Genomic DNA, 11,748 nt, shown 5'->3' with positions numbered 1-11,748 from the left:
GCGGGATTTTAAATCCTGCCAAACTCCCTTAAACCCTTCTTTTTTTCAGGGTTCCTTCTTTCGAAGTAACCGTCCCTCCCTTGCGGAGTGGTGCAAAGATAGGGAGTTTATAAACAAACTTCCAAGCCTTTTGTTCTTATTTATTTCATTTTATCCTTAACTACCTGTAACGGTGCAAGATTCTTTTTGTAAAACAGGTGGTCGGAAGGCTGGGAACGTCGGCTCCGGGACAGAATGGGGCCGAAAAGTGGTTTTGGCGTGGACTTCGTGGGAACCGGGACTTGATACAGGCTCTGCAGGGGAAACATGGGGGGCCTGGAAATTGGATCGTACCGCGGACATCCACGGAACCGGAACTTGGTGCAGCTCCGCAGCGGAAACATGGATGGACATTGTATTGTTCGATCTTCCTAAGCCCGGGATCACTTTGTAGCCCGCTCGGCTCAATGCCCAATTGAAGATGGTGCGCACCGGCGCAGCAGATGGACGGGAACGGGAAGATCGCAGAACTCAGCACTCCGGATACCTTCTTTTGCAGCTATACTTTCCTACCTGTTTACTTAGGTTTAGTTTAGGTTTTAGTTAGGTTTTGTTTAGGTATAGTATAGGTTAGAGCTAAACAAAACCTAACTTATTGCTAAGCTAAATATAAACAAAAGCTAACCTAAGGAATAAGAAGCCCTCAACTTTTCTTTATTTACTGGGGAAGCATGGCTCATTTAGGGCAACTAGGGTTCCGGTTGGGGATAGGACTCCGGCTGCTGACAAAGGTCTGCAGGAACCTCCGACTACCCTCCCAGCCCTGCTTCGTACCATGGTCGGGGCAGATTTGCCCTGCAACCGTGTTCTGTCCGTGTTGAGTCCGTGTTGAGTCCGAGTCTAAGCCCGCACTCACCCCGCTGCCAACACGGGCAAATGACGCTCCGAACGCGACCATATTCCCTGGATGCCCCTAAAAAAGGCCAACGCCAATCCGAACCGCAGCCGAAAAATTCCGCAGCGACGCTGCAACACGAAAATAACTCGGAAAAACACGCTATAAAGACAGACAAAATAACGATTCAAGGGTTCACATCAGACTGGGGAATACCTCAATTTAACGATGAAGCGGAGCAGCCCTTGCTTCGGAATACCAACTCAAATGAAAAACTAGCATAGAAACGGATAAACATATAAGGATCTATATTATAAACTAGCCAACATAAAAAATGTACCGCCAACCATCAAAGCCTCATTTGGGCACAGTATTGGAAAATAACATAGATTCAAAAGTCAATAACTGTAAACTGCCGGTAGGACACTGCGAATAGCCAATATGCAAACGAAACCGTATATTCGTAAATAGCAAATTAAAATTTCCCTTATTTTGAACGGACTTTTCAAAATTTACAAAGTTGACGCCGATGAGGCACTGCGCATACAACAATCCAAAAACGAAATACACCAACATGATTTCGAGGAACTGATTATTGGTGTGGCAGGAAAACTCGAACATTTTATCGATTTTAAAACAAAAACCTACACCGCTCCATTTATAAGTTTTGTCACTCAGGGCAAAACGCACCGTGTGAAACCTCTTTTGCACAACAATAGCATTGAATTTTGGGTCATTCGATTTAAAAGTGAATTTATCCCCGAAACAACTTTCCAACTTTATACCCACTTTCATGAAAATGCGACATTGACCTTCGCCAGCCCCAACTGCTTCGGGAGATTGATAGTCTTGTGTGAGCTAATGCAGCAGGAATGCTTACAACATAGCGTAGACTATGCGGTTATCAAGCAGCTATTGAGCACCATCTTTACCATGATTGAATCTGAACGAAAAAGGCAATTTCCAGACAGCCAACAGCAATTGAAAAATCAGAGTACAACGTTCACAAGCTTTCTATCTATACTGGAAGAGAACTACCGCCGTCCTGAAGGCGTTAATTTTTACGCGGAGAAGCTTTTTATGTCGACACGAAACCTAAATTTAATTTGTCAGAGCATATTACAACAAAGCGTTTCTGAGATTATCGAAACACGGAAACTTATTGAAGCAAAAAACCTCTTGTTGACAACGACTAAAACGATCTCGGAAATTGGTTTTGAACTCGGTTACCAAGATAAAGCCTACTTTACCAATGTCTTCAAAAAGAAAGCAGGCATGACGCCTTCGGAATTTAGAAATGAAATCCAAAAACTTATTTCCGAATAGCGTATAACAGATTTCCGAATAGTACAACAGATTGACAGGATAATGATACCGCCTAGCCAAGCCCATCCCCTACCTTTGTAATAAAAATTGACGCAGTCACATCATATCAAATGCGTAGAAAGGATTTTATTAAAATTATGGCAACATTAGCATTAGCTGGAGTAGCTTATAAAGCAAACTCTTTATATAAATTTTCCGAGGAACTGGAGGCAACGGACAAATTTCCGGTCTTATTTTTAGGACATGGAAGTCCCATGAACGCCATAGAGGACAACGAATTTGTCCGGGGATTCAAAAAAATTGGCCAAACTTTCGAAAAACCGAAGGCGATTCTTGTTGTCTCGGCACACTGGGAAACACGTGGAACATTTGTCACAGCGATGGAGCATCCCGCCACCATTCATGACTTTGGCGGTTTTCCTCAGGCGTTATTTGATGTCCAATACCCAGCTCCAGGCAGCCCGGCTCTCGCTTTAGAAACACAGCGTATCGTAAGCAAAACAGACGTTCATCTCGACGACAAATGGGGGCTGGACCATGGATCATGGTCTGTAGTCAAACACCTATACCCTGATGCAGACGTGCCTATTATTCAAATGAGCATCGATTACACACAATCTGCAGCATACCATTATGAAATTGCACAGCAATTAAACACGCTAAGAAAAAAGGGGGTACTCATTATCGGTAGCGGCAATATGGTGCACAACTTACGGATGGTCGCCTGGGACAAACTCGATACGGCAGGCTATGCCTATGAGTGGGCTACGATAGCCAATGAAAAAATGAAGAAATTTATTCAGAACGGCAACCATCAAGCGCTCATCGATTTCAGAAAACAGGGCAAAGAGTTCGACTTGGCAATTCCAACTCCTGAACATTACCTCCCTTTAATCTATACCTTGGGTTTACAGGAGAAAAATGATGAGTTGTTTCTCTTCAACGACAATTCAGTGGCTGGATCGCTGACCATGACTTCTTTGAAAATCGGTTAAGCCTCCAGCATACCTGTCAGGAATATCCAACAATGCCAGCCCATTCCATTAACTGAGAAAAAGGCCAATGGAATGGTCTTGTTGTATACAGGACTCCGCTGAGTTGGAAATAATCTCGAAATTTCCATGACAAAAAGCGTTAGGATTGCAGCGCTAGGATTGATAAATTTGTTTGAAACAAAACAACGTACTTGAACTTAACTCATGGCAACAAAACCTGTTATTGAAATTGAATATTGTCCAAAATGCAATTGGATGCTGCGCGCCGCCTATATGGCGCAGGAGGTACTGAGTTCGTTCACGGATGAGATCCATGGAGTGATGCTGGTTCCCAGCGAAATTGCAGGCCGTTATACCGTACGGGTAGCGGATCAGGAGATTTTCGATCGAAAAAGAGCGGGTCGATTCCCCGAAATAAAAGAACTCAAACAGCTCATCCGAGATCTAATTGCACCAGATAAATCCTTGGGTCATTCGGACAAATCTCCTTCATCCAACATTTAATTTAGCATAAATCGGATTTTAAAGACTTCTTCTTATTAGCAATTTTGTATAAATTAAATGAACAATCATGACTACTCAACAAGAAGTAGATTTTCAACGTATCGCCAAGGCCATACATTTCTTACAGGAAAACTTTAAGACGCAACCTACATTGGGTCAGATCGCTTCTCATGTTTACATGAGTGAAGCTCATTTTCAACGCATGTTTACCGCATGGGCTGGTACAAGCCCCAAGAAATTCTTACAGTACGTAAGTATAAATCATGCAAAATCATTGCTCAAGGAAAGTAATATCGCCGAAACCACCTATCAACTTGGTCTTTCCAGCAGCAGTAGACTTCATGAGCTATTTATCAATATTGAGGGAATGACTCCCGCTGAATATAAAAATGAAGGCTCCAATCTATTGATTTCCTACGCCTATTATCAGAGCTTATTCGGCACAATGCTAATTGCATCCACTTCAAAAGGTATTTGTCATATTGCCTATGCCGATGACAACTTAACAGCTTTTGACACCCTTCAACAACGCTTTCCGAACGCAACATATCGACAACAGGGAGATAGCATGCACGATAATGCACTCAGCGCATTAAATCCCCAAGACAAAGATATCCGCCAGGTAAAATTACATTTAAAAGGCACTGATTTTCAATTGAAAGTCTGGGAAGCTTTATTAAAAATCCCTATGGGTAACTTAAGTACCTACGGTGCTATCGCTTCTCAAATCGGAAACCCCAAAGCTTCCCGTGCTGTCGGCACAGCTGTCGGTAGCAATCCGATAGCTTACCTTATCCCCTGTCATCGTGTTATACAAAACAGCGGTATATTTGGTGGTTACCGATGGGATCCAATGCGGAAAACAGCGATGATCGGATGGGAGACTTTGCATACGGCTATTTAATAAACACACACAATACGATAAAATGGAACTTTTCGACAATCTCTTCGATGGCAATAGAAATCTACTCCCTTACGATGGGACTGTCAATTATTATGGTAAAATACTGCCTCCACAGAAAGCAAACCACTATTTTGATAGACTCATGGACTCGATCGAATGGGTAAATGACCGTGCTATTATTTTTGGAAACGAAATCGTCACCAAACGAAAAGTGGCTTGGTATGGCGACCAGGCTTTCGAATATAGCTATTCCAACACCACTAAAAGGGCGCTTCCCTGGACAAAAGAGCTTCTTGAGCTGAAAAAGATTGCCGAAGAACAAACACAGGAGACGTATAATTCCTGCCTGTTGAATCTTTATCACAATGGCGACGAAGGAATGGCCTGGCACAGTGACGGTGAAAAAGACCTTAAAAAAAATGGAGCAATTGCTTCTTTAAGCTTTGGTGCTGAACGAAAGTTTGCCTTTAAACACAAAACGAGCAAAGAAAAAATAGACCTCATCTTGGGCCATGGAAGTTTATTGGTGATGAAAGGTCTTACACAAACGTATTGGTTGCATCGGCTTCCACCGACAAAAAAAGCGTTCAGTGCACGAATTAATCTGACATTTCGAAGCATTGATCAGCTGTAGTCTTACAGGCCCAAGGTACGGCTTACAGGAATGGACACCTATTTGTAGGTAAACTTCACAACAGCATTCAGTCATTAATCGTGTCAACCTTTTCAAACATAAAGGCTGACACGATCGATCGGGTTATTTAATAACGTCCCAGCTGTTGTCCTTGGCTGTGTAATCCATAAAAATCCCTCCGTCCAAGGTAATATTTTTCACTTTTTTAGTCGAAGTCCACGTCAGGATTACCTGTATTTCATTGTGTTGCCAAATTGACGGAGTTTGATGTTTTGTCTCCACCGATCCATCCGTATAGGTAATCAACACATCAAACGGAATTGCAAATCCCCCAACATTAGTGATCGTAAGTGTATTTTTACCGGCAAGCTGTTTAAAACCATTCACTTTAAGGTCGATGTAATTATTGGTAAAATACCAATTTTTCCAATACCAATTTAAATTTTGCCCAGCTCCGGCGTTGATGCTGTAAAAGAAGTCCCAAGGCGTCGGATGCTTTCCATGCCATAGCTCCATATAATGATGTAGTGCTTTTTTAAACAGTTGATCGCCCAGATAATCCCGCAATGCAATATAAGACAACGCGGCCTTGATGTAAGCATTGTTACCATAACCTAAACCACTTAACTGAGAGGTCATCGTAATCAGGGGTTGGTCTTCTTCTGTAGAGGGGTCAAAGATATAACGCTTTACACGGGCATCTTTGAAAAGTTCTTTATTTTTTTCGGCACCAATCTCCGCATTTCCGATCCAGAATTCCAATGCAGTAGCCCAACCTTCATCCATATAACCGTATCGCGTCTCATTGATACCCATGTAAAAAGGAAAATAAGTATGTGCAATTTCATGGTCTGCTGTTTGCCGTGCATCCACAAGATTATCTGGAACACTCGAATCGTTGATCATCATCGGATATTCCATATCTGCAAATCCCTGAACGGCTGTCATTGTTGGGTATGGATAGGTGACACCAGGCCAATTTTTAGAAAACCAGTCAATGCAGTATTGTTGCCAGACAATGTATTGTTCAAAATCTGGCGTTCCGGCGACATAACTAGATTGCACACTCACGCGCTTGCTTCCCAAATCTACACTCCCCCCGTCCCAGATATAATTGTCACTCAAGCTGAAACAAAAATCAGGTACGTAGCTTGCTTTGAATTTCCACGTATTCCAGGCTTCTTGTGCTGTCACTTTGCCCGATTTCATTTCGGCATCTGTCGCGATATGTATTGGGGTATCGCTGACTTTTGATTTTTCGAAACGGTCCAGAATAGGTTTCTGCAGTACATCAGCCGCATTGGTCAATTCGCCTGTCGCCCAAACAACAAAGTTCTTCGGAACGGATATCTCAAATTGATAATCGTTGAAACCATTGTAGAATTCTTGTCGGCCATTATGTTCCAAAAGATCCCAGCCATTGTAATCGTCGTATACAGACACACGCGGATAAGAGTAAGCACAATAAAAGGTCGAAGCATTCAATAGCCCTTCACGGTCGCTTTCGACAGATAACGGATATTCCCAGCTAATGTCCAATGTTGCAGTGCTTCCCGGAAGGATTTTCTGCCCAAAATCACCTAACTTCACCGTTCCCCAGTCCTTGCTGTTTACGTCGTAAACTTGACCATTCAATTTAAACGATTTAATCTTTAGGCCCGAAGTCAGGTAATCGTCCGAAGCGTATGCCGCACGTACCGCATTAGGTTTGTGCACATTGTTCACAAATCGGATAGCCAAGCGTTTCAATGTATCAGGACTATGGTTTGTGTACAGAATAGTCTCTGTTCCACTCACCATCTTTGTAGCCGGATCCAACTGCACCCGCACATCATACTTTCCAAAATTCTGCCAATAGTTTTTTCCCGGTATGCCCGTTGTAGTACGGGTCCCCTTTGCGATCGCTTGCTGAATATTCCTTGGGGTATACAGTTCTTGTGCATGAGCAGCCCCTGTCAATAAAAGCAACGTCAATCCGTAATTCAATATAGTGCGTCCTATCATATCCTAGTTTAAATAATCAAACTAAGATAAATTTGCTGTGATTTGCAAGTTTAATTCTCCAGCTTCGCAAGAAAAATAAACTTCTCCAACACAATACCCTATTCGCATTTGTTCAACCATCAAAAAGACAGGCTCCAAGTGCCGGAGAAAACATTTTATTTTTTTTTACGTTTAGTTTTAAGATAAGCCCGAATGTATGCATCAACTTTTACGTTATAACGATTTCTTCCGATACGCTTTTTTAGGAATACTTTTAATTTCAATCCCTACACTCCTTGCAGCTCAAAATGATGTGAAAGCAGACTCTGTTGCACAGTACAAACAGCAGCGTGACTCTGCCTTGGCTAGTCAATACGATATATCGGATCTCATCGGAAGAATAATACATCCCAAACGAAAAAAGGAACATGCAAGTAAACGTTCTCCCATCACCTTAATGCCCAACATTGCCTACAACCCAACCATTGGTGGCCAGATTGGAATCAAGGCTGTCGCCGGGAAAGTACTAGGTGATCCCAAAACAACCACCATGTCGATCGCAGCGACATCCGCCTCGATCACCACGAAAAATATTATGGTCTTCTATATCAGCCACAATGTATTTACTCCGAACAATAAACTAAATTTTCAGGGTGCTTTTGCACTTGTCAAAATGGTGGCTTTAGACGCAGGGCTGGGCATGACTCCCCATGGAAAATGGAACAATGCCGATGAAGAGATTCTTGCCAACCCCGACCATAAGAAATACGGCGCAAAATATAATGCATTTACATTTAATGAAAAAGTCTATAAACGCATCGCCGACGGGCTATTTGTTGGGGCCGGACTGGCGTTTGACTTACGACGGAAAATAACCAGCAGCGGCCCGAATGGCAACGTTACGCCCAACACCATCTACACCGAAAAACATGGCTTCGAGCCCGACAGTTACAATTCCAACGGCCTATTGCTCAATATGCAATATATGACCAGAGACAATCCCAACAGGCCTTACAAGGGTATATATTCGGATATCGGTGTGCGATGGAACACAACGCTGCTGGGTAGCAGCAAAAGTGCAGTACAGCTTACCACCGACTTTCGCAAATACTTTAGTCTATCCCAGTCCGACCCAGCTCATGTACTCGCCTTCTGGTATTGGGGTTCCTATAAACTTGGTGGTACTCTGCCCTATTTTGATCTTCCAGGAACAGGAAGGGACGTAGCCGTCAGAAGCGGCCGCGGTTATACCATCGGTTATTTCAAAGGAATTTCTTTCGGTTATGCCGAAACAGAATACCGCTTCCCAATTTTAAAGAATCGCTTTTTGAGCGGAGCTGCTTTTTTTAACCTACAGACTGCCAGCGACGAACTGGGCACCAAACTTTTTGAAAGGTGGCAACCTGGGGGTGGTGCCGGGTTGCGAGTTCTCTTTAACAAAGCAACACGCACAAATCTATGTCTGGACTATGCCTTTGGAAAATATGGTTCCCGTGGTTTCTTTTTGGGGCTGAATGAAGCTTTCTAATTCCAGGCTGCGGCAGCTTTCTTTGCCATAAAATAACTAAATTAGCCGATGTTATTGCTCTTTCGCTGCATGAAGAGTGACTGCATAAGCATTGACGATACTTCATCATGAATTTAAAAACCTTTTTTCTATACATTCCATTATGTTTAGGTCTCGTTTCCTGTCATCAGGCAAAGACGCCAACACCAACATCAACGAAAAGTGAAGACCAAAAGAAAGAACAAGTAGCCCTTCCTGCCTCCGCGTCGCTCCCATCGGATACGTCGAGCTACGATAGCCCGCGTTTTGAAGGCAGGGTAAAAGAACAAGCGCAGCAGTTAATGGAAATGAATGATGCCGGCCTCTTCGATAAACTTCATCAGAAGTTAACGACAACACTACCGGCGGACCAGAAGGATTATTTTCTTAGGCATCCTACCTTAGCTGTTTTAGCGATCACCAAAGGGAATATCTTTGAAAATGGTGCCAATGACCTTGGGTATATTGTGTACAATAAAGATAATCATCGCATCGAAATCATCCTATTGGATCGTAAGAACAATACATTCAACACACTGTATAAAGAATTAAAAGTTGTCAATACCCTTCAAAATTTGGATTGTTCATCCAGCTTTGGATCGCTCGATTATCTTGTTGCTTCCGAACTGATTTACCAAGAGGATTATATTCGCCTAAACAATTCAAATTACCTGATTGACGACAACTCCTTTGAGGTGACCGATATTTCTACGAACAAAAACTTCGATTTGCAGCAGGGCTGTCTGAACAAAAACATCGCAAAAGATGCCATGGCCAACAGTCTTTGTGTACCGACCAGCTCCGTATACGCGAATTTTCAATGCTTAAAATACAATAAGAAAAAGCAGATTTTTGAAATTTATTTCAGTCAGGAATTTGCAGACTAAGCCGAACTAACCCGAACAATGAAAAGATATTACCTACTTGCTACCCTTGGTTTATGTAGCAAATTATATGCGCAAGAAGTGGATACTACAACTAATCGGCTAGAGCAAGTCGAAGTTAAAGCCTACTTCAATAAACAACCGCTCTTGCGATTGACTTCTTCTGCAGCTGTGTTAAGCAACCAAGCGATCCAATCCCAACAGTCGCCCTCTTTTGTTTCGGCAATGAACAGGGTACCGGGTTTACGGATGGAAGAACGTTCTCCTGGAAGTTACCGGCTTGCACTCCGCGGGAGTATGATCCGTTCACCTTTTGGTGTTCGCAATGTTAAAATCTATCTGGACGACTTTCCGCTTACTGACGCCGGCGGGAACACCTATCTTAACTTGCTCGATCCCTATGCAATCGAGCAAATCAATATCTTGAAAGGTCCGGACGGATCGATCTACGGGGCCAATTCAGGCGGTATACTCTCCTTATATAGTAAAGGATTTGATCAATCTGCAAAACCTGAAGTCAATCTCCAATTAACGGGAGGCTCCTATGGTCTTTTCCAGGAGCAGCTCAATGCAATATTACCCGTCAGCAAGACGCAACAACTTGCCGTCAATCAGAGTTGGACGAGAAGTGACGGTTATCGCCAAAATTCAGCCTTAAACAAAAAGAATATCCAGCTCAATTACAATTGGCAATATGCAAAAACATCCGAATTAAAATTCACGGGGCTCTATTCGGATCTCGGTTACCAAACTCCGGGAGGGCTCACCGCAGCACAAATGGAAAGCGACCGCAGGCAAGCCCGGCCAAAGGGCGGACCAAACCCTGGTGCTGCTGAACAAAAAGCAGCAATCTACGATAAAACATTCTTTGGTGGACTGAGCAACCAGACGCATCTCAGTTCTAAGATGACCTTATTCGCCAGTGTATTTGGTTCATCCAATCAGATCAAAAATCCCTTCATCACCAATTACGAGAAAAGAGATGAAAAGAATTTGGGAACGCGCCTGTATTTATCTTATGTCGATCTGTTGAGCCAAGATTTAAAATATGAAGTACAACTGGGCTTGGAAGCGCAAAAGGGATGGTATGCTATTGACAATTATGACAACGCCCAAGGTGTCGCTACCGATCCTCAGGCCAAGGACAAATTGGAAAACAGTCAGCAATCATTTTTTGCACGCACCCAACTGGAATGGCTAGAGCGTCTCCAGGTAGAGCTGTCGCTCGGATTAAATGAGAATAAAATTGGCTACCAGCAACGTTATCCTGTCGCACAAGAAAACAAAGAAAATATTGATTTCGGGAGTACATGGATGCCACGAGCAGCACTATCCTATTTGATCACTCCAATGCTTGCACTTAGAGCATCGATTTCTAAAGGTTTCTCTGCACCAACTGTTGCTGAAGTCCGCTCGTCAGACAATACAATTAATACGATGCTGAAACCAGAAACAGGTACAAACCATGAATTTGGGCTTCGTTGGCATTTGTGGAATCGCCGGATTATTTTAGATGCAGCGGCCTACACGTATCAAATGAACAATGCCATCATCCGACAGGTACGGGATAATGGTGCTGAATATTTTCAAAATGCGGGTAAAATAAACCAAAAGGGATTGGAAGCCTCGCTATTCATGTATTTGATTAGGCCTCAAACAACCGGTATGGTCCGTAGCCTACAGCTGACCAGCAATTTTTCCTTCAATGACTACAGTTTCAAAACCTATCAGGTAGGCGACAAAAACTATAAGAACAATAAACTCCCTGCAGTTCCTAAAACAGTATGGGTAAATTCGTTGAATATACTTTTCCCGAATGAATTCCAACTGGATCTTCTTTCCAATTTAACAGCAGCCATACCACTGGATGATGCAAACACTGTTTATGCCAAACGGTATCATCTTTTGCAAGCCAAATTATCTTGGAGCAAATCTGTCTGTTCACGGCATAAAATCAGGCTTTTTGTTGGGGCCGACAATCTGCTCAATGAAAAATATAGTCTTGGAAACGATATCAATGCTTTTGGAGGACGGTATTTTAATCCTGCCCCTTTACGTAATTATTATGGCGGAATGAGTTTTAATTTTTAACCAAGCA

Annotated in this window: 12 protein-coding genes; 10 read left to right on the top strand and 2 right to left on the bottom strand. The window is 42.8% G+C overall.

All coding sequences use genetic code 11. From position 1 onward, the window contains the following. Window positions 1-172 precede the first annotated feature (172 nt). The 4 genes from B3H30_RS19285 (at window position 173) to ygiD (ending at window position 3,195) form a co-directional block, all read left to right on the top strand. Window positions 173-433 (top strand): hypothetical protein, encoded by a 261-nt coding sequence (locus B3H30_RS19285; RefSeq protein ID WP_070565947.1) that lies wholly within the window; start codon window positions 173-175, stop codon window positions 431-433. A gap of 482 nt (window positions 434-915) precedes the next feature. Further along, on the top strand, window positions 916-1,158 hold the full coding sequence (locus tag B3H30_RS19280) for a hypothetical protein (protein WP_159333286.1): 243 nt from the start codon (window positions 916-918) through the stop codon (window positions 1,156-1,158). A 208-nt stretch (window positions 1,159-1,366) separates the two neighbouring features. Continuing rightward, window positions 1,367-2,200 carry a helix-turn-helix transcriptional regulator gene (locus B3H30_RS19275; protein ID WP_070565951.1) on the top strand — a complete coding sequence of 278 codons (834 nt, stop codon included), beginning with the start codon at window positions 1,367-1,369 and terminating at the stop codon, window positions 2,198-2,200. A 137-nt stretch (window positions 2,201-2,337) separates the two neighbouring features. Continuing rightward, window positions 2,338-3,195, top strand: a complete 858-nt coding sequence (gene ygiD / locus B3H30_RS19270; protein WP_286834798.1) for a 4,5-DOPA dioxygenase extradiol — start codon at window positions 2,338-2,340, stop codon at window positions 3,193-3,195. Here the strand turns inward: ygiD and B3H30_RS19265 are convergent. Continuing rightward, window positions 3,192-3,323, bottom strand: a complete 132-nt coding sequence (locus B3H30_RS19265; protein ID WP_262886174.1) for a hypothetical protein — start codon at window positions 3,321-3,323, stop codon at window positions 3,192-3,194. The genes ygiD and B3H30_RS19265 overlap by 4 nt on opposite strands. A gap of 76 nt (window positions 3,324-3,399) precedes the next feature. Here B3H30_RS19265 and B3H30_RS19260 point away from each other — a divergent pair, with 76 nt between their 5' ends. The 3 genes from B3H30_RS19260 (at window position 3,400) to B3H30_RS19250 (ending at window position 5,237) form a co-directional block, all read left to right on the top strand. Beyond that, window positions 3,400-3,699, top strand: coding sequence for a SelT/SelW/SelH family protein (locus B3H30_RS19260; protein WP_070565953.1), 300 nt, complete (start codon window positions 3,400-3,402; stop codon window positions 3,697-3,699). Between the two features lie 67 nt (window positions 3,700-3,766). Then, window positions 3,767-4,603, top strand: coding sequence for a bifunctional transcriptional activator/DNA repair enzyme AdaA (locus B3H30_RS19255; protein WP_286834797.1), 837 nt, complete (start codon window positions 3,767-3,769; stop codon window positions 4,601-4,603). Window positions 4,604-4,625: 22 nt separating this feature from the next. Next, window positions 4,626-5,237: an alpha-ketoglutarate-dependent dioxygenase AlkB family protein gene (locus tag B3H30_RS19250; RefSeq protein ID WP_070565957.1), complete on the top strand. Its 612-nt coding sequence runs from the start codon at window positions 4,626-4,628 to the stop codon at window positions 5,235-5,237. A gap of 123 nt (window positions 5,238-5,360) precedes the next feature. Here the strand turns inward: B3H30_RS19250 and B3H30_RS19245 are convergent, their stop codons facing one another. Beyond that, on the bottom strand, window positions 5,361-7,241 hold the full coding sequence (locus tag B3H30_RS19245; RefSeq protein ID WP_286834796.1) for a M1 family metallopeptidase: 1,881 nt from the start codon (window positions 7,239-7,241) through the stop codon (window positions 5,361-5,363). Between the two features lie 196 nt (window positions 7,242-7,437). On the opposite strand from B3H30_RS19245, the gene B3H30_RS19240 reads away from it, so the two are divergent. From B3H30_RS19240 to B3H30_RS19230, 3 genes are all read left to right on the top strand, one after another. Further along, on the top strand, window positions 7,438-8,748 hold the full coding sequence (locus B3H30_RS19240) for a BamA/TamA family outer membrane protein (protein WP_070565961.1): 1,311 nt from the start codon (window positions 7,438-7,440) through the stop codon (window positions 8,746-8,748). Between the two features lie 107 nt (window positions 8,749-8,855). Further along, on the top strand, window positions 8,856-9,653 hold the full coding sequence (locus B3H30_RS19235; protein ID WP_286834795.1) for a hypothetical protein: 798 nt from the start codon (window positions 8,856-8,858) through the stop codon (window positions 9,651-9,653). 18 nt (window positions 9,654-9,671) lie between these two features. Continuing rightward, a complete protein-coding gene (locus tag B3H30_RS19230; protein WP_286834794.1) occupies window positions 9,672-11,741 on the top strand; it encodes a TonB-dependent receptor in 2,070 nt (689 codons plus the stop codon). Window positions 11,742-11,748: the final 7 nt, after the last annotated feature.

The organism is Sphingobacterium sp. UBA7038 (genome assembly GCF_002494055.1).
In the GTDB taxonomy this organism is placed as follows: Bacteria; Bacteroidota; Bacteroidia; order Sphingobacteriales; family Sphingobacteriaceae; genus Sphingobacterium; species Sphingobacterium multivorum.
Note: the sequence above shows the minus strand (reverse complement) of the source record. Positions and strands in the feature narration are given on the sequence as shown.

Excerpts from the sequence above, each read along its gene's own strand:
- B3H30_RS19280 (WP_159333286.1), top strand. The coding sequence starts at position 916 with ATGACGCTCCGAACGCGACCATATTCCCTGGATGCCCCTAAAAAAGGC.
- ygiD (WP_286834798.1), top strand. The coding sequence starts at position 2,338 with ATGGCAACATTAGCATTAGCTGGAGTAGCTTATAAAGCAAACTCTTTA.
- B3H30_RS19265 (WP_262886174.1), bottom strand. The coding sequence starts at position 3,323 with ATGGAAATTTCGAGATTATTTCCAACTCAGCGGAGTCCTGTATACAAC.
- B3H30_RS19260 (WP_070565953.1), top strand. The coding sequence starts at position 3,400 with ATGGCAACAAAACCTGTTATTGAAATTGAATATTGTCCAAAATGCAAT.
- B3H30_RS19255 (WP_286834797.1), top strand. The coding sequence starts at position 3,767 with ATGACTACTCAACAAGAAGTAGATTTTCAACGTATCGCCAAGGCCATA.
- B3H30_RS19250 (WP_070565957.1), top strand. The coding sequence starts at position 4,626 with ATGGAACTTTTCGACAATCTCTTCGATGGCAATAGAAATCTACTCCCT.
- B3H30_RS19245 (WP_286834796.1), bottom strand. The coding sequence starts at position 7,241 with ATGATAGGACGCACTATATTGAATTACGGATTGACGTTGCTTTTATTG.
- B3H30_RS19240 (WP_070565961.1), top strand. The coding sequence starts at position 7,438 with ATGCATCAACTTTTACGTTATAACGATTTCTTCCGATACGCTTTTTTA.
- B3H30_RS19235 (WP_286834795.1), top strand. The coding sequence starts at position 8,856 with ATGAATTTAAAAACCTTTTTTCTATACATTCCATTATGTTTAGGTCTC.
- B3H30_RS19230 (WP_286834794.1), top strand. The coding sequence starts at position 9,672 with ATGAAAAGATATTACCTACTTGCTACCCTTGGTTTATGTAGCAAATTA.